We start from the raw sequence: 21,641 nt of genomic DNA, 5'->3' as shown, positions 1-21,641 counted from the left end.
ATTTAAAACATATATGAATGTCGATTTTGGAGGAATCTGTTTTGAAGAAAAAAATTTACCGATCATTAATGGAATTAACGAAAAGCCCGGTACAGTCCTGGGGCATCAGAAAATTTACAACCTCAAGGGTGAGTAAGCCTCTCATCCGTTCTTTTGCGAATGTGTATAAAATTGATTTGAATGAATCAGAGAAAAAAGTAACCGAATTTGATACACTCCAGTCTCTGTTCATCAGGGAACTGAAACCCGGGATCAGGCAGGTAGCACCAGGTGATGAAACCATCGTCAGCCCGGTAGATGGTACTTTATCAGAAACCGGCCTCATTTCAGAGGATGCCACATTTACGATTAAGGGGCAGACATATGATGTAAATGAGCTCGTAGGTTTGGAAGACACGGGTAAACGGTACCTAGGTGGAAGGTATATGCTTTTTTATTTGAGTCCTACTGATTATCACCGGATCCACAGTCCCGTTGAAGGGGAAATTGTTAAAACGTGGGCATTGGGTACCCACTCATCACCAGTTAACCCACTGGGGCTTTCACTTGGGGACAGAGTGCTGGCTAAGAACTACAGACTTCTTACCGAAGTGAGTACAGAAGATGACCACCGGGTATGCGTCGTGAAAATCGGGGCATTAAATGTAAATAGTATTCACCCGGGGAAAGCGATGGCAAACGGCACCGTTTCAAAAGGAGAAGAAATGGCTTATTTCTCATTCGGTTCAAGTGTGATGCTTCTCTTTGAAAAGGGCATGGTGGAAAAAGAGATCCTCAATGGAAAAGTAAAATACGGCGAGGCCATAGCAACGATTACTAAATAAATGATTGTGATGAAGAGGGAGACTCATAAATTATGATTCTTCCTCTTTTTTATAACGTTTTTTTCCAATAGAATGCATGCTTGAATTCTGTATATTGAGTTATCTTGTTTCATCAGCAGTGGCCATAAACAGCTGATCATGAGACCCGGAATCCTTGGGGAAATGTGTCCTGAAGCAAAAAAACCGGCACTGAAGTATATGCCTTAAGCAGCTACTCCAATGCCGGAACCAAGTATTATTGACTTTTTTCCTGTTGTTTATACTTCTTTAAGTCTCTTCCAAGGTCGTCTTGAGTGCTCTGATCCCACATCTTAACTTTAACGTTATAAGCTGATTTGGCAATCATAAATCCGGCTACAGGAGCCGTCAGGAAGACGAAGAGAATAGTGAGAAGGAATTTCCCTACGAAAAGTCCCTGGACAATCAAAAAGTAAAGAAAAATCCCGATCATAATACTGATTACACCCAGAGTAGCACTCTTGGTTGCTGCATGGAGCCTGCCGTAAACATCGGGGAAGCGGATGATGCCGATCGACCCTATAACACTTAAGCCGGCACCGGTAATCAGGAAAATACTAACGATCACCTCGGTCAATGACGACACCCCCTTCAATAAATTTGGCAAAAGCTATAGAACCGACAAAGGCAAGAATGGCTATTACCAGGATAACTTCTGAATAAGCGATCGTGTTCTGAATCAGCATAATGATCCCGATAAAGCCGATCAGGTTAATACCGATTGTATCCAATGCCACCACACGGTCTGAAAGGGTTGGGCCGATAATGACCCTGATAAACAAGACGGCGATGGAAAGTGCCATTAATACGAGGCATACATTTGCAATAGTATACAGCATTAGTGGGTCACCTCCATAATCGCTTTTTCGAACGAAGAGTGAATCTCTTCAATCGCTGCTTCCTTATCCGGTACATGGATGGAATGAATGTAAAGGATCTTTCCATCCGGAGAGAAGTTCATTGACAGTGTACCGGGTGTAAGGGAGATTAACGTTGCAAGAAGGGTAACCTCCCAGTCGGTCTTCAGCTTCGTTGGAACCGCGATAATCCCCGGCTCAATATCCAGCTTCGGACTTAAAACAATTTTAATCACATCGATGTTGGACAATATCAGTTTGTAAATAAACAAGAACAAAAGCTTGAAGATCGCAATTACGCGGCTGAAGTAAAATCTGAACTTCAGGAAGCGCCTTAAGAAAAACAGAATCAGAAGACCGACGATATATCCAATTCCGAATTCTATAAGAGAGGCTTCGTTTCGTAAAAGCATCCAAATAAACGCGATTGCGATATTAATTAATATTTGAAAAGCCATTTTACCTACTCCTTAAGAACAGAATTAATATACTCTGACGGCTCCAAGAGCTGATTAGCTACTTCCATTGAAAATGCGAAAATGGGCTCTGCTCCGATACCGAGAATGATCGTCAATGCAACCAGTGGCAGAATAGGTGCCAAGAGAGGCATGATTGGTTTATTCTTATCCTTCTCCTCAAGGGATTCTTCGCCCCAGAATACATAAATGAAGATCTTCATCATGGAGAACAAAGTCAGTAATCCGACAATCAGACTGATAAATACGATAAAGTAACGCTCCTGTTCAATACCGTTCAGAATGAGGGCGAATTTACTGAAGAACCCGCTTAAAGGCGGAATCCCTGCAAGTGAGATCGCTGACACCAGGAACAGCCAGCCCAGAACAGGATAAGACTTTAAGAGCCCGCTCATCTTCTTCAAATCAGTAGTACCGGTTATCTTTTCAGTTGCTCCACAGAACAGGAACAAGGCTGATTTTACGATAATGTGGTGGGCAATATAGTAGATCGCCCCGGCAATGGCCAACTGAGAGTAAAGCCCCAGTCCGAGAGCCATGTAACCAACCTGACTGATAATGTGAAAGGACAGAATGCGTTTAAAGTCAAACTGAGCAACCGCCCCGAGAACTCCGAAGAACATCGTACCTCCGGCCAGAATTAAAATCAGGTTGTGTGTAAAGCCCGGATCGTGAACAAAGATCAATGTAAATGTACGGATGATGGCATAAATACCAACCTTCGTAAGCAGTCCTCCAAACAATGCTGCAATAGCTGAAGGCGGTCCGAAATAGGAATTTGGCAGCCAAAAGTACAGTGGAAACAAGGCTCCCTTCATTCCGAAAACGACAAGGAAGAGGACAGCTATGGCGTTTAGAACGCCTGTCTGTTCAATTTCGGCTACTCTCACAGCGATATCCGCCATATTGAGAGTGCCGGTTATTCCGTAAATATAAGCAATACCGACAATAAAGAAGATGGAAGCAAATACGTTAATGACAACGTATTTAAAAGACTCCCTCAGCTGATACTTCGTTCCCCCGTGAACAATGAGAATGTAGGAAGCAATCAGCATAACTTCAAAAAATACAAACAGGTTAAATAAGTCACCAGTCAGGAATGCACCGTGTACACCTGCAAGCAGGTACATGTAAAACGGGTAAAAATAAAATTTTTCACGTTCTTTGGAGATCGTCTGGAAGGCGAAGAATAAACAGACAACGCCAACGATGCTCGAAAGGATAACCATGAGACTTGCAAATAAGTCTGCGACAAGTACGATTCCAAACGGAGGAGCCCAGCCGCCAAGTTCAACAGTCTGGATGCCATCCACATACACAACGTACGTAATGTAAAAAGAGAAGCCTAGCATAACCAGGGCTGTTACGGCACTGATCCACCGCTGTACTGTCGGGTAGGACTTAAACAGGATGAGTATGGTCCCTATGAGGAAAGGTGCCAGAACTGGTACAAGTAATAAATTATTCATCTGCATGACCCCTTAATTTATCCAGTTTATCAGTTTCATGTGCTTTGTATGTTTTGTAACCAAGTACAAGAAGAAATGCTGTTACACCAAAACTGATTACAATAGCAGTTAGAATGAGCGCTTGTGGCAGGGGGTCCGCATAAACGCTTGCTTCTTCTCCAAGTAGAGGCGGTGCCCCTTCATTAAAGCCTGACAAAGTCAGTAAGAGAAGGTGGGCACCATGGGAAAGCATGATAATCCCGAAGATAACTCTTAACAGACTGTTTGTCAGAATGAGATACGTACTGACGGAGAAGATGATGCCGATAAGAAGAATCATGAGTAGTTCCATTATGCTTCATCCCCCGCAATCGTTAATATTGTGAGAAGTGCAACGCCAACAACAACAAGAAAAATAGCAACGGCAAAAGGTGTGGTTGTTGTAAGAGCAACTTCACCGAACGGCCAGATGTTGAAGTAATCAAAATACATCGTAAAGAACGGGTCACCGAACAGCATTGAATTCAGTCCGGTGCCAAGTCCGATAAGCAGGCCGATGGCAATGACTTTTTCAAAATCAATCGGCAGGACGGTCTGGATTTTATTCAGATCAAAACTCAAGTAGAGAAGGAGGAGTCCGCAGGCAAACATGAGACCTCCGATAAAGCCACCTCCAGGTGTATAGTGTCCTGCAAAAAACAGATACACCGAAAACGAGAGAATAATCAAGGCTACGATTCGTGTAATGGTATGAAGCATTAAGTAGTTTGTCTTCACACGTCTTCGCCTCCTTTAAAGCGCATTTTAATAAGGGCAACGACGCCAAGTGCCGCAATCCCGAGAACGAGCACTTCCAAAATGGTATCCAGAGCCCGGAAGTCATCGAGGATCATATTAACCATGTTTTTCCCGCCGGTAAGTTCGTACGTGTTTTCGATAAAGTACTCAGAGATACTTTCAAATTGTGCTGTGTCTGACAGTGCCAGAGTACTGATCCCGATAAGAGACACAATCAAACCGACAGAAATGGAGATCACAAGATTAAGCCATCTGAAACGAGGCTTGAAATCCTCTTTTTTGAGCTCCGGCAGGAAATAGAAACAGAGCAGTAAAAGAACAACCATCACAGTTTCTACAAGAAGCTGTGTAAGAGCAAGGTCGGGTGCCCTGAATACTACAAACAACAGAGCAACGAGGAATCCGACTACACCGAGAACGATAATCGCTGACACCCGGTGGTGAATAAACGGAAGGCTCAGGGATACAATGGCTGTCAGAGCCACGATAATGGCTGCAAACACCGGAATGGAAGCCATGCTGTCAGGATCCACTGCAAACGTAAAGGCATCAAACCAGTACATCGTTACAGTAAGTGCCCCAACCATAAACACGATCATATATGCAAAGTAATCGCGTAAAAGGCCTGTCATCTGAACATTTGTAACTCCCTGGGCACCGGTAATCAGACCGTCCAGCCCCCGGTCATAAACCTGGTTAAACGGATCTCTCTCACGCAGGAAGAAATACGTTTCCTGCCATCTGCCAAGGTTCATGTAAATCAATGAACCAAACACGATAACACCGAGAGTCATAAACAACTCTGTATTCAGTCCGTGCCAGTGATACAGGTTCACATCAAACTGGAAGCCCGGGAGGATTGAGTTCATCACCGGCTCAATCAGAGTATAGGAAACAATATTAGGAAACAGCCCGATAATCACTACGAGTGAGATTAAAATGATTGGAGAGATAAGCATTCCGATTGGTGCTTCGTGTGCTTCTTTCTCCAGTTTTTCCGGCTGATAGTTACCGAAGAATGTTTTAAACAGCATTATCAGACAGTACAGGAATGTAAAAATACTCGCGATCCAGGCAAACACCGGAAAAATCAGACCGAATGTCTGCATGTTGAATACTTCAAGCCCTGTCGCATCAAGAACTCCTGTAAAGAACATTTCTTTACTGAGGAACCCGTTGAACGGCGGGAGTCCTGCCATAGATGCGAGTCCGATCAGACTGATTGTGAATGTAATCGGCATAAGCGCCATCAGTCCCCCGAGCTTACGGATATCCCGCGTCCCGGTTTCATGATCAATAATTCCGACAGCCATAAACAGACCGCCTTTAAATGTTGCGTGATTAATTAAGTGGAAGACAGCAGCCATGGTGGCAACAGTATAAACCTGACCTTCCTCTGCAACATCAAAGTACAGAGCTGCTGACCCAAGCCCCAAGAGTGACATAATCAAACCGAGCTGACTGATTGTTGAAAAGGCGAGTATCCCTTTCAAGTCCTTTTGCCGTACAGCAGAAATTGATCCCCAGGTTAGTGTAATGAGCCCGGCAAGGGATACGACCCAGAACCAGATGCTTGTCCCGCCGAATACAGGTGTAAATCTGGCCACAAGATAAATTCCCGCTTTAACCATCGTTGCTGAGTGCAGGTAAGCACTGACTGGTGTTGGTGCTTCCATTGCATCAGGCAGCCAGATGTGAAACGGAAATTGAGCAGATTTTGTAAACGCACCAAGAAGGACAAGGAGAACAGTTGGTACGAGTAATGGACTTTCAATAACAACCTGGCTTTGCTCAATGATTCCCTGAATACTGAAAGTTCCGGTAATCACGTACAAAAGTGAGAAACCGGCAAGCATTGCAAAACCACCCGTTACTGTAATAAGCATGGATTTCTGAGCTCCGTAACGGGATTTCTCTTTATGGAACCAGTAAGCGATCAGTAAAGATGATGCTAAGCTTGTAAGCTCCCAGAAGACGTAAATGACAATGAGGTTGTCAGATAAAACAACACCGAGCATTGCCCCCATAAACATAAGAAGATAAACATAAAAGTTGTTTAAAGGCTCGTCTTTTTTATTTGCAATGTAGAAAATGGAATAAAGAACAACCAGTGCCCCGATCCCTGTAATAAGCAGGGCGAACAGGAGACTGAGTCCATCGAGATAAATGGTGAAATTTATACCGAGTGACGGTACCCAGGGTACAGTTTCCATTATCGGTTCGAATCCGAGACCTGGTCCGGCAGAAACAAACTGGATCAGGTACAAAAACAGGAGAACCGGTAATGGAAGGATGAACCACCCTGTATGTACGTTTCGGAACCATTTATAAAGAAAAGGAATAAATAGAGCTAAAATAAATGGTGACAAAACAAGTAAATGCAATAATGACAAGTGAGTTACCTCCTCTATTTCTTTGTTAGGGCTTGTATTTTTTGCTCTGTCCTCAAACGTAAGTAAGATTATAATATAAAACCAGTTGCCTTGCATCCTTCGTATACCCGGACTTTTTGTGAATTTTCCTGATTCTTAAATAGGAAGAAACACATCTTTCAAGGCGAATATTTTTTCTTTTTTGAAACTTTCGGAAACGACAAAACGTGCTTTGCTTTCAGGTTATTTTGCGCTAAACAGCCGGTGTGTATTAGCCATGGTAGGAAAATTCGACTTCTTTTTTACCGGATTCCCTTTTTTGAAAGAGTCTTAAACCTGTCAAACCTAAGAGTGACTTGGTTTTAGAGTATAAAAGGGCAAAAAAAATACCACCCTAATAAGTAGAATAGGAGTGGTGATTTGTGAAGAAGAAAGTCGGTTTTTCACTAGGAATCTTTACAATTTTATGTTTAGCCATAGTACCGTTTCACCTGGAAGCAACCAAAACAATTGTGGATCGCCAAGCCCACCTGTACGACAGGGATACAATTGAAGGCTACCAGCTTGATGAGGAGCGCCTGCATGAATTAAAGTTTCATCCGAGAGAATATATCAGAATTCAGCGACGGTCTGAATAGAAACGCTTAATGTAATTTCTTTAGGTGCGCAGATCGATCTGCAATCGATCTGCGCTCAAGCTCCTGAGTAATAAGAAATATGAAATCATCGTTTAATTCAAGTTCACACGCCTTTTGGTATGTTTCCAGCAATAAATCATCATTGAGATGTCGCATTGCCCCATGCCGCCTCATGGCAGCTTCACCTCCTCAATTCTTTGACTACTCCTCAATTTTAGTCTGTTCCGGGTTCACTGAACTGCAGCAGTTTTAACTGACCGGTGAGTATTCCCGTGTAAAAACCGGTATACTCGTTTATTTGTTTTGATATTATCAGAAAACTTTCTGTGGAACAACCGTTCGTGTTATCCACATCAAGGGGTGGATAACTTGTGGATATCCTGTTTATAACAATGTAAATATGTGACTGCAGAACGTTGGAAAATGTGAATAGGTTTTTCCACAGTCTTTCGATTATGGGAAAAAATGTCGAAAAGTATTTGTTCTTTTTTTATTTTTATTGATTTCTTGTGTTATTCGACATTAAATCTTTCTAAACATTGAAATATAGCTCAGAATAAGGGTATTATGAAGGGTAGCGAAAATATGAGGTGTGCAGACACACAAATATGATATGGAGGGCTTTCATTGTTCAAGCGATTCGTACCTGATCAATACGTACCTTCGATTTTTGAGATTTCCGTGAGTGAATTGAAAGAACGAGGGATTAAGGGAATTATAACTGACCTGGATAATACGCTTGTCGAGTGGGACAGGCCTGATGCAACAGAAGAATTAATAGCATGGTTCAAAGATGTGAAAGCGCAGGGCATTGATATTGTAGTTGTCTCAAACAACACAGAAAAACGTGTCAGGCACTTTTCCGATCCCCACGAACTCACGTTTATTCATAGTGCAAAAAAACCAATGACCCGTGCGTTTAAAACGGCCTGTAACATTATGAATATTGAAAAACATGAAGCGGTTGTAGTTGGAGACCAGTTGCTTACAGACATACTGGGGGGGAACAGAGGAGGCTTCCATACGATCCTCGTGGTACCAGTTGCCCAGACAGATGGTGTAATTACCAGGTTTAACCGCCGTATGGAACGATTAGTATTTCAATGGATGAAACGAAAGGGGCTTATCGAGTGGGAGAAAGACAAGAAAACCAACCAGTAATCTGTGCAGGGTGCGGGGTGAAGATTCAAACAACCGATAAAAGGGAGTTGGGTTATACACCGCCCCAGGCGCTTGAAAAAGATGTTGTCATCTGTCAGAGGTGCTTCAGGCTTAAGCACTATAATGAAGTACAGGATGTATCACTGAACGATGATGACTTCTTAAGAATCCTTACAGAACTGGGATCGAAGGATGCGTTGATTGTTAAAGTCACAGACATTTTTGATTTCCACGGCAGCTGGCTGCCGGGACTTCACCGTTTTGTAAATAACAACCCGGTCCTGTTAGTGGGAAACAAATCAGACGTACTTCCAAAATCGATTAAGCACAGCAAAATTGTACAGTGGATGAAACATGCTGCAAAAGAAAATGGCCTAAAGCCAGTGGATGTCCACCTTATGAGCGCAGTAAAAGGGGACGGCGTTATGGAAACGGCTGACCTCATTGAGAAGTACCGTAAAGGCCGGGACGTGTATATTGTCGGATGTACAAACGTGGGGAAATCCACTTTTATCAACAGGTTAATAAAAGAGTTCGGAGGGGACGAGGAATTCCTGATTACAACTTCAAATGTTCCGGGAACCACACTGGACATGATTGACATTCCTCTTGATGACGGTTCCTCTCTTTATGATACACCGGGGATTATTAATCATCACCAGATGGCCCACCTTGTAGATAAAGAAGAACTTAAAATCATTACACCTCGTAAGGAAATTAAAACGAAGGTGTATCAGCTTAAGGAAGGTCAGACATTGTTCTTTGGCGGTCTTTCCCGTCTCGATTTTTTCAAAGGTGACCCGCAGTCATTTGTTGTACACATGTCCAACGAACTGAATATTCACCGGACAAAAACGGAAAAAGCGGATGAATTGTATAAAAATCACCTCGGTTCATTATTAACCCCTCCGGGAGAGGGAAGTAAAGAGAATTTTCCCCCTCTTGAAAAGCATGAATTTAAACTTCCTTATGAGAAAACAGATATTGTATTCTCAGGCCTTGGATGGGTAACCGTTCACGGAAAAGGTACGATTGTCCGGGCCTATGTGCCAAAAGGCGTCCAAACAGGGACCCGCCCATCTTTTTAATGATTTTCAAGGAGTCGATACTATGAACTTAAGAATGGGTGTGTTTGGCCACCCTATCGGGCATTCCATGTCACCTGCCATGCACAATGCCGCTTTGGCTGAAGTTGGTCTCCAAGGCAGTTATGGGGCGTATGACATTCACCCCGAGGATCTTGAAGAAGCTGTGAGGAGTCTTAGGGAAGACCAATTCAGGGGTGTAAACGTTACGCTGCCTCATAAAGTAAATGTAATGCCTTTTTTGGATGAAATTTCGAGTGACGCCAGGACGATTGGGGCAGTTAATACGATCGTTCAGGAAAATGGAAGGCTCATTGGATACAATACAGATGGTCAGGGCTATCTTGACTCTCTGCTGACAGAGTCCGGAGAAGAACTAAAGAATAAAAAGGTATTGATCATCGGTGCAGGGGGAGCTGCCAGGGCTGTTGCGGTTTCACTTTTAAAATACGGAGTTCAGGTTCTGGCGATCACGAACAGAACCATGAGCAAGGCAAAAGAAATTGCACGTATTTGTGAGCCTGTAGGTCCGGTATCTGTTTTACCTTCAACAATTGCACAGGCAAACCTTACAGGTTTTGATGTGATCATTAACACCACTTCCATAGGGATGGCACCGGATATTGACCGGATGCCTTTTTCCCTTGAAACATTAAAGCGCGATTCGATCGTTTCGGATCTTATTTATACGCCATTGAAGACAAGATGGCTTCAAGTGGCGGAAAACAAAGGGGCCAAGACCATTAATGGTCTTGGGATGTTTATTAACCAGGGAGCTATTGCTTTTGAGTTATGGACAGGCAGGAAAGCTCCCCGTGAAAAAATGAAACAAACGGTATTAGACGCACTGAAAAAGCAGGAGGCACCAAAATGAAAACACTAACAGGAAAACAAAAACGATTTTTAAGGTCAAAAGCGCACCACTTGAAACCGATTTTTCAAGTCGGCAAAAGCGGAGTTAACGATAATTTAATCATCCAGGTATCTGAGGCACTGGAGGCCCGTGAGCTGATTAAAGTAAGTATCCTCCAAAACTGTGATGAAGATAAGAATGAGGTTGCAAAAGCGCTAGGCAAAGGTGCAAAAGCGCATGTCGTACAAGTAATTGGAAGTACGATTGTATTGTATAAAGAGTCTCAGAATCAAAAAACAATTGAACTTCCTTAGTACAACCCGGGAGTGATTGATATGGATAAAAGAATCGGTCTGATGGGAGGTACTTTTGATCCTCCTCATATCGGTCATGCTATACTTGCGGAAACGGCACGGATTTCGCTTAAGCTTGATGAAGTGTGGTGGCTGCCGAATCAGGTTCCCCCGCACAAAGAAAAGAAAAGTGTGACATCAGACGAAGAGCGGATTAACATGGTCGAAATGATCTGTGAAAAGCACGGCCCTTTTGTCTGCAACCTTATTGAATTCGAACGTAAAGGTCCTTCCTATACTGCAGATACGCTAAAGCTTCTGAAGGACCAGCATCCGACCCATGATTTTTACTTTATTATTGGCGGAGACAGCGTGGATGCTCTCCATACATGGAGGGATATTGAAACGATCGGGGAGCTTGTCACCTTTGCCTGGATGAAACGGCCGGGTTACCGGGGTGAGCCGCAAATTGATGTGCCGATGACTTTTATAGAAGGCCTCTCTCTTGACATATCATCTACAGCCATTAGGCAAGCTGTAAAAGCCGGGACGTTAAACTCATTTTTATTAACTGAAAATGTGGCATCATATATTAAGGAGAACAATTTATATGAATGAACAACGTGCATTTGAGGCTGTAAAAAAACAGCTCAAGCCGGCAAGGTATGAGCATACGTTAAGAGTTGTCGAAACGGCAGAGGAACTGGCGGGGAAATACCATGCCCGGTTGGAGAAAGTCCGTCTCGCAGCTATTTTGCATGATTATGCTAAATACCGCCCAGCAGGTGAAATGAAGGAAGTCATCAGATCCGCGGACTGGCTTTCGGATGAGTGGTGCAGCTATGGTGAAGCCATTCTTCATGCTCCTGCCGGGGCAGCCCTTGTCCGTTCAGAGCTTGGCATAACAGACGAGGACGTCATTCGTGCGATTGTTTACCATACCACAGGGCGGGCAGGGATGACGCTGATTGAGAAAATAGTCTTTTTAGCAGACTATATTGAACCGGGCAGAAAATTTCCCGGTATCGAAAGTGTCCGGCAGGCGGCAGACGATTCGCTGGATAGAGGCTGTTTACTCGCCCTGGCCAATACGATTGGTTTTTTAACGAGTAAAAAACAGCCGGTCTTTCCGGACACTTTCCACGCTTATAACGAATTAGTAAAGCTGACAATGAGAGGATTGAAATCATAAATGAACGCAAAAGAATTATTGGATATAGTGGTTAATGCCGCAGACGATAAAAGAGCCGAGGACATTATTGCACTCGACATGGAGGGCGTTTCCCTCATTGCGGATTACTTTGTCATTTGTCATGGTAATTCCCCAAAGCAGGTTGAGGCGATCGCACATGAAGTGAAGGCCAAAGCTCAGGAAGCAGAGATAGATGTAAAAAGGCTTGAAGGAACGGATGAAGCGCGCTGGATCCTTATTGATCTGAATGATGTCATTGTCCACGTATTTCATAAAGAAGACCGCAATTACTACAACCTTGAAAAGCTTTGGGCTGATGCGAAGTACGTCAATATTGATGCTGTTTTAAAGCCTTAAGGCGGGAAAGGACAGGTTATGACTTACCAGCATTTTGCCTATATTTACGACCAGCTTATGTCTGATGCTCCCTACGATGAGTGGATGACTTTTGCGAAGGATAGAATTCCGGAAGGTTCAGCGATTCTCGATGTCGCTTGCGGTACGGCGACATTTACGCTAAAAATGGCTTCTGAGGGTTACAAGATGACAGGGGTGGATCTGTCAGAGGAGATGCTGTCTGTCGCAAAACAAAAAGCGGACGCTGCAGAGGAGAACATTACGTTTATTAAACAGAATATGCAGAAGCTGACGGGGTTTCACGAGATGGACGCCGTAACCGTTTTTTGTGATGGGATGAACTACCTTATGGATGAGGAAGAAATCCGCTCAGCATTTTTATCGATCCATGAAGTACTGAAAGAAGATGGTATCCTTCTGTTTGATGTACATTCATCATATAAGATGGAATCAGCTTTTGATCATCAGGTGTATGCAGAAAACGACGACGACGCCTCGTATATCTGGTTTGCTTCCCCTGGTGAATATGAAAACAGTGTCATTCATGATTTGACGTTTTTTATAAAAAAACATGATGGCTCATATGATCGAGTCGATGAATCCCATACACAGCGGACATTTGATTCATCTGTCTATGCTTCTCTTTTGGACGAATGCGGATTTGATATTGTTGAAATCTCATCCGAGTTTGGAAGCAAGGCTCCTATTCATCAGACTGACCGGATTTTTTTTCACGTAAAAAAAAGAAGGAAATAAGCGTTTGGTGTCGAATTAACAAAGGAGCAAAGGGTCACGAACCCTTTTGCTCCTTTTCCAGCTGTTTTTGTATAAAATACTTATCTTCATCAAACTTCTCATGAGTCTTTACGAATAATTTATGAAACATATCTCCCGTTTCTTCGTTTAATACCTTCAATCCTTCTCCTGTTACACCACCGGGAACAGTTACCCTTTTTTGTAATGTTGAAAGTGTGAATAATTTCTCCTGAAGCAGAGCCCCGTACCCGATAAGCATATTCTCGGCAATATAGGTCGCTTCTTCTTTTGTAATGGTTGTTTCTGCAACTGCCGCTTCAATGAGCTTTTCTACTAAAAAGCTGATAAAAGCAGGACCGCAGCTTGCAATATCAGAAGATACCCGCGTAATGGACTCGTCGATCTCCAACGGGGATGAAAAGCAGGATAAAAACTCTCTTAATGATTTCTTCTGGTCTTCCTGTGAAGACGTTCCATAAGTGATCAGTGATGGTCCGCATCCTGCGCGGTTTACAATGCTTGGAATGAATCGCACTGTCTGGCAGTTTACGATCCCTTCAAGCTGATCAAGAGAGAGAGGACTGGTGATTGAAATCAATGTTTTTTCAGGCGTGAGATAATCTTTATATTCTTTTAAAATTGGTATCATCTGCAAAGGCTTGACGCATAAGAATATCCAGTCACACTTCTTTATCAGCGATGGTAAACTGGCTGAAACTGTGATGCCTTTATACTCCTCTGCGATGGCGCAGGCTTTCTCAATCGTGCGATTATGAATGGTCATTTGAGTGGGTAACGCTGCTTTTGATTCCAAGATTGCTTCAATGAGAATGCGCCCCATGCTGCCGGTTCCGATAAACCCAATTTTCCTCAATCGAAGCCCCTCCCTTTCACCCGTATTTTCCATTCATTGTATGACCCTTCAATGTTAATTATGAACATTACTTAGGAACGGCCAGGTGATAATATGACGGTTTTGCAAAAGTACAGACAATACCTTCCTTATGCGGTTGGAGGACTTGCCGTATTTATTTTTATTCTTTATCACGCTATTCCTCAGGAGTCACAGACAGCCCTGTCAGAAGATAAAGAGCTGGAGTTCACTTCTCATGAGACAGAAGAAAATGAAATCGTAATTACAGCAGAAGTGTATGTAGATGTAAAAGGTGCTGTATTCAAACCGGGGGTATATATGCTGGAAGAAGGAATGCGGGTAAAGGATGCTTTGTTGAAAGCCGGGGGCGTGCGGCCGGAGGCGGATCAAAACCGTGTGAATCTTGCTTTAATGCTTCAGGATGAAATGGTCATTTACGTCCCTGAAGAAGGTGAGGAAGGACAGGGGGATTTTGGAGGTTCCGCGTCTCAGGAAAGCGATCAGGTGAATCTTAATACAGCTGATCTAAGTGAGCTTGAATCTCTGCCGGGGATCGGACCTTCCAAAGCCCACGCTATTATTGCCCACAGGGAAGATCATGGTTCGTTTCAAAACGTAGAAGATCTGACCAATGTAACAGGAATTGGAGAAAAGACGCTTGAAAATCTGAAACCTTATCTCAGAGTAAATTAGAAAGTAAAAACTTGAAAAGAACCGTATGCATGTTCAACAGTTTAAAAAGGCGATTGACGCATACGGGAGCTCTTGTCTACACTTAATAAAGGATTAATCATCATTTAATTTAGGAGGGACTCACGATGGATAGGATATCCTGGCATCAATATTTCATGGCTCAAAGCCATTTACTTGCCCTCAGGTCTACTTGCACCCGTCTTATGGTTGGAGCAACAATCGTCCGGGACAAGCGGATTATTGCAGGGGGTTACAACGGCTCTATATCCGGAGGAAAGCACTGTGCTGATGAAGGCTGTTACGTTATCGATAATCACTGTGTGCGCACGATACATGCAGAAATGAACGCTTTACTTCAATGTTCCAAATTCGGCGTTCCAACTTCCGGAGCCGAGATTTACGTGACCCATTTTCCTTGCCTGAACTGCTGTAAAGCGATCATACAGGCTGGAATTGTCAAAGTATACTATGCAAAAGCATATAAGAACCACCCGTATGCCGAAGAACTTTTTGAGCAGGCAGGGGTAAATGTTGAACAGGTGGAACTGGAAGAAATGATTCTTGATACTCAAAATCACGAAAAGCTCGCCTTTACTGCAGACTTACTCGGCATGCTCGAGTCCTCAGGCTTGGAAGAAGAAAAAATAAAGGAATTAAGAGAGAAAGCAAACGAACTGTACACTTCCTCAAGCTGATACCTCTACTGCCTCCGGTCCGGCCGGAGGCACCTTTTATCCCCTTAAAGCTACTTATATGAAAGCAGGTTCCCCAATGACAAATAAAAGTTATCTCTTTGCTTTTTCGGTCTTAACGGCCGTTCTGTGGTCTCTAGAAGGAGCGGGCTTCTGGACGGTTACACAGACCGTTTTTTTCACGCTGCTTCTATATCTTCATAAAGTAACCCTTAAAATGGCGTTCATTTTCGTTTTCGTTATTGTATGCGTGTTTTTATGGTGTGAGATTACTGCTTCTCCTGTGTCATCATTAAACGGCAACAGTGAGGTGCTGGAAGGAAAAGTGGTGACCGATCCTGTTCTGATAAGGGATCAGTACCGTTTTCAATTGAAAACGATCTCGGGGGAAAGGGTGATGGTCTATGTGGAGACACCTGTACCGGGTCTTCATCATGGTAGCGCCTGTGCAATGAAAGGAACGTATAAAAAGCCTGGTCCGGTTTATCATACCTATGGATTTGATTACGCTCTTTATTTAGAAAGACAGGGTGTTTTCTGGATATTTTATACAGACACTTCCGATCAAATCGTATGTGAAGCAAGAACAAGTGTTAAACAGAGCCTGCTTCACTACCGAAATAAAGGGATAGAAGGGATAAGGGAGTTGGGGGTGAAGAAGGGGGACCCTCATACAGCAGCCGTAATGCAGGCTCTCGTGTTCGGTGAGCGTGGAGACCTGCCGGAAGATCATCGTGCTGCCTATCAGGTGATCGGAGTGAGCCACCTACTTGCTGTATCCGGTCTTCATGTGGGCCTTGTCGTTTTAATGATACTCTTCCTTTTGAAGCGCTCAGGCTTCACGAAGGAGACTGCGACAAACACTGTATTTATCCTGTTGCCTGTCTATATTATTATTGCAGGAGGAGCCCCTTCGGTAGTCAGGGCTTCGCTTATGGTCATGTTTGCAATTGCCGCCTTAAAGATGTCCGGAAAGGTGAAGCCTTCAGACAGTATCGTCGGTGTGTTTATCGTTCTTCTCTTGTTTGACCCCTCGTACATTTACCATCTGGGTTTTCAGTTATCATTTCTTACAAGTTTTGTTTTGATAACTTCAGGAAAGATTCTTGAACAGGGAGAGACGGGAATCTCGATCCTGTTTCGTGTGACTCTCCTTGCCCAGGTGGTATCTCTCCCGATTATCCTCAATCAATTTTACGAATTTTCCCTGTTGAGCCTCCCGTTTAACCTCCTGTTCATTCCATTCATATCCATTTTTGTTTTACCTGTTTCTATTGCTGCTGTACTCTTTTTGCCGGTATTTCCTTTATTGTCTGAACTGTTGTTTAATGTTATTTCTAATCCTCTGGGGTGGCTTCATAATCTTTTGTTCTTTCTAAATGATCTTACCCTTTTCCGCTTACATACCGGCAAGATTTCTTCTGAATTTATGGCGGTTCTGATGGCCGTTACTGTGCTTCTCTTTCGTGCGTGGGAAAGACGGGCTTTAAGTCAGCTTATTCTTCTCACATTGTGTTTTTGCGGGCTGATAGGGTTTAAGATGCTGGCTCCTTATTATACTAAATACGGGACTGTGACGATGCTTGATGTGGGACAGGGAGATGCAATCCTTATTGAACTCCCAAGAAGAGAGAAGGTGTATTTAATTGATACTGGAGGGGTTGTTACGTGGGGAGATGAGAAGGAATTTCAGGGGCCGGGTCAAAGGGTCATTCTTCCCCACCTTGCTGCAAAAGGGATTACACAAATCGATAAGCTGATCCTTACACACGGTCATACCGACCATATTGGGGAAACGTGTGTTCTTTCCCATAACATTAAGATAAATCGGGTGCTGTATCCTTCCGGTGAAATGCTCTCGGATTTGGAAAAGGAAGTGCAAGCCTGTCTTCATTATAAAGGGATTCCCATTGTTGAAGCGAAAGAGGGGCTGTGGTGGGAGGCTGGGGAAAATCGCTTTAGGGTGATTTCTCCTTCCGGCTCAGAAGCATCAGAAAATAATCGTTCCATTGTCCTGCTGGCACGAATGGGTAAGGCGGATTGGTTATTTACAGGAGATATTGAAGAAGAAGCGGAGAGTCGGATAGTAAGAGACTATCCGGGCCTTAAAGCGGATGTCCTTAAAGTCCCTCACCATGGAAGCTCGAGCTCGTCAACTTCTGAATTTGTGGAGCTGGTCAACCCGGCAATCGGGATAATTCCGGTAGGACGAAACAACAGATTTCAACACCCTGGCAGTGAAGTAGTTGAACGCTTCAGGGAGATGGGGACTGACATCTACCGTACGGACATTCACGGGGATGTTACCATCAGGTTTCACCAGTCAGGCGGTGGGGTTAAAGTGATCACCGTTGTTACTGAATGAAAGAAATGCAGTTGACGCAAAGGTCATTGCTTTTTGCAAACTAAAGCCGGCATGCCCCTATGACATCTGGGGCATGCCGGCTGCTATATTTTATCGAAAATAAAACGTTGTTTCGTATGAATTGTTGCTCTTCGTACTTCCTTCAGAGTACAGAAAAAAAAGCTGAAGACTACGTGCTCTTCGCTTTGAATGGCGGTGCCGGCAAGCCTTGAAATAAGTACCCCTGCTTTTTCCTCTGCCAGCAGCGCTACACAGCTTTCTGTGTCGATGCAACTCGAAGCTGGTTCCTGATGTATACGCTCGTCACTGCCACAGTACTTCAGCTTCATTTCCTTCTTCAGCAAAAGCAACATTTTTTTTGATAAACAGACATTAATGCTAATTTATTCCTGCCATGACGTATGAAAATAAACATGGGGGTTTTTAACAAGGTCATCTTTATCCTCATGTTCTCAACGCATTAGGCGGAGCTGGACGGAATACGCGAGACAGGCGAGACCCCGCAAGGGCAAAGCCCTGAGGAGGCTCGGATCAAGTCCGTGGAAAGGGAGGGTATTCCGTTTAACGAAACTAAATTTCAATTCTTTTTAAAGGTAGCTAAATAAAAACACAACGCTTTAAAGGCGTTGTGCGCAGGTTGTTTATATGTAGTTCTTACCAGATCAGGTCAATCGCCTGGGCAATGACGAAAATGATCGCAAAAAATAAAAAGGACACGACAAATGCGACACCGCTGTCAATCGCATCATTTCGTTTTGTTTGCACATTCTTTTCAAACTCATTCATCTGAATCCCTCCCGTTTCAAGTCTTAGTATACGTTACCAGGTTGAAAAAATCCAGAAAAAAATCCGGAAAAAAGCTTATTCATAAGTGGTACTTTCCTAATTTATTGTAAAGAGTTGTCACCTATATCACCATCAAGCATAGGATATCATAATTAACACGGAAATGAAAAGGGATTATCGTCACTGTTCTTCATCCGCGGGGAAGCGTAGTGGCGTTTATCATAAATGAGGCTGTCTGGCGGGTAGTTGCTACCTGCTCAGGGAGCCTCTCTTCAATGTTTTCTCGTCTTACCGGGTATGGTAAAATGGAGCGTATGAGTATGAGAGGGGCGGTAAATGTGTCGTATTTTGACATGATGAAGCATATAAAACGCGAGGAGCTGAGTGGTCTTTACTTGTTGTATGGAAGTGAATCCTTCATGGTCTCTGACACACTGCAGAAGCTTACCGGATCAGCTTTAAGTGAAGAAGAGATTGAATTTAACCTCTCACAGTTTGATATGAAGGATACTCCTGTGGAGCTTGCCATTGAAGAAGCGTATACGTTTCCTTTTATGGGTTCAAAGCGCGTGGTTATCTTAAAAGAAGCCTATTTTTTTACCGGTATGAAAGTTACGGCAAAAGCAGAGCACGACTTGAAGAAGCTTGAAGCCTACATACAAAATCCTGCACCTGAAACGGTGTTTATCGCAGTTGTACCTTCGGAAAAACTTGATGAACGCAAAAAAATAACTAAGCTCTTTAAAAAGCACGGAAGAGTGATGGAAGGCAAGCCTTTTGAGGAAAAGGAACTTTTCTCCTGGCTGGATGAAAAAGCAAAAGAGCAAAATGTCACGATTGACCGTGAAGCAAAAGGGCAGTTGCTCATGCTCACTGCTTCCAACCTGATGCTGATCAGTTCTGAGCTGAGAAAGATGGCCATTTATACAGGGGAAGGAAATACGATTACAAAAGAAGTTGTGGATGAACTTGTTGCACGATCACTTGAGCAGAACATCTTCGCTCTTGTGGACGGGGTAGTGAAGCAGAACCTTGACGGGGCTTGGAGGATCTTTGATGATTTGCTTAAGCAGAAGGAAGAACCGATCAAAATTTTGAGCCTGCTTGCAAGACAGTTCCGGATTCTTTATCAAGTGAAGCAGTTATCCGAGCAAGGGTATTCCCAAAAACAGATGGCTTCACAGCTTAAACTTCATCCGTATGCGGTCAAACTCGCTGCGGGTCAGGCACAGCGTTTTGAAGACAGGCACCTCCTTACAATCCTTGATCAGCTTGCGGAGACAGATTTTAAAATTAAAACAGGGCAGCTGGATAAAAAACTTGCTGTGGAATTGTTTTTGGCAAAACAAAAGCAGCCGGCATACTAAAAAACCCGGAGGAAATCCTCCGGGTTTTTTAGTGGAAAATAAAATGGCATCCTGCAGGTGTGAGGGTGCCAGATTATCGTTTCAGTTCCATTATTACGCTTGTACACCGTTAAGTTGTCTTTGCAGACGGGACTTTTGACGGTTAGCTGCATTTTTATGGATAAGACCTTTATCAGAAGCTTTATCTAACTTTTTGGTTGCCACCAAGAATGATTTTTTTGCAGCTTCTACATCTTTAGCTTCAACTTGTTTTTCAAATGATTTCACAGATGTACGTAGATCAGATTTGAATGCAGCGTTTTGCGCACGACGCTTTTCGTTCGTTTTACCGCGCTTAATAGCAGATTTAATATTTGCCATGCCTTTCACCTCCTTGATGCAACCGTATCACGTTTTTAATCGTTTTCGGTTTGTGTGCAACACTAAGGATTGTACCAAATGGTTTTTTAAAAATCAACATAAGAATGAAAGGAAGACAGATTGTTTATGCTAAACATATCCAAATTTGTGAGTAGAGGTGACTGACATGAAAGAACAAGAACTTGACTTAAGCCAATATACAGTAAGGACGGACCTTGCAGTGGAGGCTCACGAAATCGTCCGTGAAGAAGAGCAGGGTGGTCAGCCTGACCAGGAAAGCCAGCAGCAAATCGAAGGGGTCATTATTAAAGAGCGTGAGGAACAAGGAATTTCCATTACTCGTGTAGACATCGATGAGTCCGGTGCTGAACGCATGGGGAAAAAACCAGGAAAATACTTAACTCTTCAGGTCCAGGGCATCCGTGCAAAAGACAGTGAGCTCCAGGATAAGGTGGAGGAAGTTTTCGCACAGGAATTCAGTCATTTCCTTGAGGAACTTGGTATTGACAGAGACGCGAGCTGTCTCGTTGTGGGGCTGGGTAACTGGAATGTGACTCCTGATGCCCTCGGACCTCTTGTTGTTGAGAATTTGTTGATCACAAAGCATTTATTCGAACTTCAGCCTGAGCAGGTCGAAGATGGTTTCAGACCCGTAAGTGCGATCACTCCAGGGGTTATGGGGTTAACGGGAATTGAAACAAGTGACATCATTTACGGAGTCATTGAAAAATCAAAGCCTGATTTTGTAATCGCGGTGGACGCTCTTGCTTCGAGGTCGATCGAACGTGTGAATACGACGATTCAAATTTCTGATTCAGGGATTCACCCGGGATCGGGTGTAGGAAATAAGCGAAAAGCCATCTCAAAGGAAGCTCTCGGAATCCCCGTCATCGCCGTTGGTATTCCTACTGTTGTGGATGCTGTTTCCATTACAAGTGACACCATTGATTATGTATTGAAGCACTTTGGACGTGAAGTCAGGGAAAAAGACGACCCGAAGCGTTCTCTCGCTCCGGCAGGAATGTCTTTTGGTGAGAAGCGTGTCCTTACAGATGACGATCTTCCCGGTGAACAAGAACGCCAGCAGTATATGGGCATCGTAGGAACGCTTGAAGAGCACGAAAAGCGTAAACTGATCCAGGAAGTACTCGCTCCTCTCGGCCACAACCTGATGGTCACACCAAAGGAAGTAGACGAGTTTATCGAAGACATGGGTAACGTTCTTGCTTTAGGGTTGAACGCAGCCCTTCACGGGGGAGTTAACCAGGGCAACGTTGGCGCATATACGAAGTAATAGAGGCTTTGCGAAAAAGAGGATCTCAAGCGGTTATCGAGGCTGTCCCAAAAGGTTAAAACCGACCTTTTGGGGCAGCCTC

Annotated in this window: 27 protein-coding genes; 15 read left to right on the top strand and 12 right to left on the bottom strand. The window is 43.6% G+C overall.

Annotated features, from left to right (window positions below):
* The first annotated feature begins 41 nt into the window (after positions 1 to 41).
* On the top strand, positions 42 to 824 hold the full coding sequence (locus tag JSY36_RS15565; protein ID WP_205167053.1) for a phosphatidylserine decarboxylase: 783 nt from the start codon (positions 42 to 44) through the stop codon (positions 822 to 824).
* A 235-nt stretch (positions 825 to 1,059) separates the two neighbouring features.
* Here JSY36_RS15565 and mnhG read toward each other — a convergent pair whose 3' ends face one another.
* The 7 genes from mnhG to JSY36_RS15530 are packed head-to-tail and all read right to left on the bottom strand — an operon-like array spanning position 1,060 to position 6,814.
* A complete protein-coding gene (gene mnhG / locus JSY36_RS15560; RefSeq protein ID WP_205167052.1) occupies positions 1,060 to 1,419 on the bottom strand; it encodes a monovalent cation/H(+) antiporter subunit G in 360 nt (119 codons plus the stop codon).
* Entirely contained in the window at positions 1,400 to 1,681 is a 282-nt protein-coding gene (locus JSY36_RS15555) for a Na(+)/H(+) antiporter subunit F1 (RefSeq protein WP_026689158.1), read from the bottom strand. Before JSY36_RS15555 ends, mnhG begins: the two co-directional genes overlap by 20 nt.
* Complete coding sequence (locus tag JSY36_RS15550) at positions 1,681 to 2,157, bottom strand: Na+/H+ antiporter subunit E (RefSeq protein ID WP_205167051.1); 477 nt, start codon at positions 2,155 to 2,157, stop codon at positions 1,681 to 1,683. Before JSY36_RS15550 ends, JSY36_RS15555 begins: the two co-directional genes overlap by 1 nt.
* A gap of 5 nt (positions 2,158 to 2,162) precedes the next feature.
* The gene (locus JSY36_RS15545) at positions 2,163 to 3,644 is read right to left on the bottom strand and encodes a Na+/H+ antiporter subunit D (RefSeq protein WP_122896353.1); all 1,482 of its coding nucleotides are present in this window, start codon (positions 3,642 to 3,644) and stop codon (positions 2,163 to 2,165) included.
* Positions 3,637 to 3,975 carry a Na(+)/H(+) antiporter subunit C gene (locus tag JSY36_RS15540; protein WP_122896354.1) on the bottom strand — a complete coding sequence of 113 codons (339 nt, stop codon included), beginning with the start codon at positions 3,973 to 3,975 and terminating at the stop codon, positions 3,637 to 3,639. Before JSY36_RS15540 ends, JSY36_RS15545 begins: the two co-directional genes overlap by 8 nt.
* On the bottom strand, positions 3,975 to 4,400 hold the full coding sequence (locus JSY36_RS15535; protein ID WP_122896355.1) for a Na(+)/H(+) antiporter subunit B: 426 nt from the start codon (positions 4,398 to 4,400) through the stop codon (positions 3,975 to 3,977). The genes JSY36_RS15540 and JSY36_RS15535 overlap by 1 nt, the downstream gene beginning before the upstream one ends.
* On the bottom strand, positions 4,397 to 6,814 hold the full coding sequence (locus JSY36_RS15530; RefSeq protein WP_205167050.1) for a Na+/H+ antiporter subunit A: 2,418 nt from the start codon (positions 6,812 to 6,814) through the stop codon (positions 4,397 to 4,399). Before JSY36_RS15530 ends, JSY36_RS15535 begins: the two co-directional genes overlap by 4 nt.
* A 401-nt stretch (positions 6,815 to 7,215) precedes the next feature.
* Between JSY36_RS15530 and JSY36_RS15525 the strand changes: the two genes are divergently transcribed.
* A complete protein-coding gene (locus tag JSY36_RS15525; RefSeq protein WP_205167049.1) occupies positions 7,216 to 7,431 on the top strand; it encodes a hypothetical protein in 216 nt (71 codons plus the stop codon).
* A gap of 6 nt (positions 7,432 to 7,437) precedes the next feature.
* Here the strand turns inward: JSY36_RS15525 and JSY36_RS15520 are convergent, their stop codons facing one another.
* A complete protein-coding gene (locus JSY36_RS15520) occupies positions 7,438 to 7,587 on the bottom strand; it encodes a sporulation histidine kinase inhibitor Sda (RefSeq protein ID WP_122898458.1) in 150 nt (49 codons plus the stop codon).
* Between the two features lie 471 nt (positions 7,588 to 8,058).
* Between JSY36_RS15520 and JSY36_RS15515 the strand changes: the two genes are divergently transcribed.
* Genes JSY36_RS15515 through JSY36_RS15480 form a run of 8 tightly spaced genes read left to right on the top strand, consistent with a single transcriptional unit; the run spans position 8,059 to position 13,128 of the window.
* On the top strand, positions 8,059 to 8,592 hold the full coding sequence (locus JSY36_RS15515) for a YqeG family HAD IIIA-type phosphatase (RefSeq protein ID WP_122896358.1): 534 nt from the start codon (positions 8,059 to 8,061) through the stop codon (positions 8,590 to 8,592).
* Positions 8,535 to 9,680: a ribosome biogenesis GTPase YqeH gene (yqeH, locus tag JSY36_RS15510; RefSeq protein ID WP_205167048.1), complete on the top strand. Its 1,146-nt coding sequence runs from the start codon at positions 8,535 to 8,537 to the stop codon at positions 9,678 to 9,680. The genes JSY36_RS15515 and yqeH overlap by 58 nt, the downstream gene beginning before the upstream one ends.
* Before the next feature lie 22 nt (positions 9,681 to 9,702).
* The gene (gene aroE / locus JSY36_RS15505; protein ID WP_122896360.1) at positions 9,703 to 10,551 is read left to right on the top strand and encodes a shikimate dehydrogenase; all 849 of its coding nucleotides are present in this window, start codon (positions 9,703 to 9,705) and stop codon (positions 10,549 to 10,551) included.
* A complete protein-coding gene (gene yhbY, locus JSY36_RS15500; RefSeq protein ID WP_122896361.1) occupies positions 10,548 to 10,844 on the top strand; it encodes a ribosome assembly RNA-binding protein YhbY in 297 nt (98 codons plus the stop codon). Before aroE ends, yhbY begins: the two co-directional genes overlap by 4 nt.
* Positions 10,845 to 10,865: 21 nt before the next feature.
* Positions 10,866 to 11,441 (top strand): nicotinate-nucleotide adenylyltransferase, encoded by a 576-nt coding sequence (locus tag JSY36_RS15495; protein WP_205167047.1) that lies wholly within the window; start codon positions 10,866 to 10,868, stop codon positions 11,439 to 11,441.
* Positions 11,434 to 12,015 (top strand): bis(5'-nucleosyl)-tetraphosphatase (symmetrical) YqeK, encoded by a 582-nt coding sequence (yqeK, locus tag JSY36_RS15490; RefSeq protein WP_205167046.1) that lies wholly within the window; start codon positions 11,434 to 11,436, stop codon positions 12,013 to 12,015. The genes JSY36_RS15495 and yqeK overlap by 8 nt, the downstream gene beginning before the upstream one ends.
* Complete coding sequence (gene rsfS / locus JSY36_RS15485; protein WP_205167045.1) at positions 12,016 to 12,372, top strand: ribosome silencing factor; 357 nt, start codon at positions 12,016 to 12,018, stop codon at positions 12,370 to 12,372.
* A gap of 18 nt (positions 12,373 to 12,390) precedes the next feature.
* Complete coding sequence (locus JSY36_RS15480; protein WP_205167044.1) at positions 12,391 to 13,128, top strand: class I SAM-dependent DNA methyltransferase; 738 nt, start codon at positions 12,391 to 12,393, stop codon at positions 13,126 to 13,128.
* A gap of 34 nt (positions 13,129 to 13,162) precedes the next feature.
* Here JSY36_RS15480 and comER read toward each other — a convergent pair whose 3' ends face one another.
* Positions 13,163 to 14,035, bottom strand: coding sequence for a late competence protein ComER (gene comER, locus JSY36_RS15475; protein WP_205167043.1), 873 nt, complete (start codon positions 14,033 to 14,035; stop codon positions 13,163 to 13,165).
* A gap of 60 nt (positions 14,036 to 14,095) precedes the next feature.
* Between comER and JSY36_RS15470 the strand changes: the two genes are divergently transcribed.
* From JSY36_RS15470 to JSY36_RS15460, 3 genes are all read left to right on the top strand, one after another.
* Entirely contained in the window at positions 14,096 to 14,695 is a 600-nt protein-coding gene (locus JSY36_RS15470) for a helix-hairpin-helix domain-containing protein (protein WP_205167042.1), read from the top strand.
* 125 nt (positions 14,696 to 14,820) lie between these two features.
* Positions 14,821 to 15,390, top strand: coding sequence for a ComE operon protein 2 (locus JSY36_RS15465; RefSeq protein ID WP_205167041.1), 570 nt, complete (start codon positions 14,821 to 14,823; stop codon positions 15,388 to 15,390).
* A 76-nt stretch (positions 15,391 to 15,466) separates the two neighbouring features.
* Positions 15,467 to 17,752, top strand: a complete 2,286-nt coding sequence (locus JSY36_RS15460) for a DNA internalization-related competence protein ComEC/Rec2 (protein WP_205167040.1) — start codon at positions 15,467 to 15,469, stop codon at positions 17,750 to 17,752.
* A gap of 83 nt (positions 17,753 to 17,835) precedes the next feature.
* Here JSY36_RS15460 and JSY36_RS15455 read toward each other — a convergent pair whose 3' ends face one another.
* Positions 17,836 to 18,081: a hypothetical protein gene (locus tag JSY36_RS15455; RefSeq protein WP_205167039.1), complete on the bottom strand. Its 246-nt coding sequence runs from the start codon at positions 18,079 to 18,081 to the stop codon at positions 17,836 to 17,838.
* Positions 18,082 to 18,406: 325 nt separating this feature from the next.
* A complete protein-coding gene (locus JSY36_RS15450) occupies positions 18,407 to 18,538 on the bottom strand; it encodes a YqzM family protein (protein ID WP_026689178.1) in 132 nt (43 codons plus the stop codon).
* 275 nt (positions 18,539 to 18,813) lie between these two features.
* On the opposite strand from JSY36_RS15450, the gene holA reads away from it, so the two are divergent.
* A complete protein-coding gene (holA, locus tag JSY36_RS15445) occupies positions 18,814 to 19,905 on the top strand; it encodes a DNA polymerase III subunit delta (protein ID WP_236784990.1) in 1,092 nt (363 codons plus the stop codon).
* Positions 19,906 to 19,998: 93 nt separating this feature from the next.
* On the opposite strand, the gene rpsT is transcribed toward holA, so the two are convergent.
* The gene (gene rpsT, locus JSY36_RS15440; protein ID WP_026689180.1) at positions 19,999 to 20,265 is read right to left on the bottom strand and encodes a 30S ribosomal protein S20; all 267 of its coding nucleotides are present in this window, start codon (positions 20,263 to 20,265) and stop codon (positions 19,999 to 20,001) included.
* Between the two features lie 166 nt (positions 20,266 to 20,431).
* Between rpsT and gpr the strand changes: the two genes are divergently transcribed.
* Positions 20,432 to 21,559, top strand: a complete 1,128-nt coding sequence (gpr, locus tag JSY36_RS15435; RefSeq protein ID WP_122896370.1) for a GPR endopeptidase — start codon at positions 20,432 to 20,434, stop codon at positions 21,557 to 21,559.
* Positions 21,560 to 21,641: the final 82 nt, after the last annotated feature.

The organism is Alteribacter salitolerans, assembly GCF_016901055.1.
In the GTDB taxonomy this organism is placed as follows: Bacteria; Bacillota; Bacilli; order Bacillales; family Salisediminibacteriaceae; genus Alteribacter; species Alteribacter keqinensis.
The sequence above is the reverse complement of the archived record's forward strand: the minus strand, read 5'-3'. Positions and strand labels throughout refer to the sequence as shown.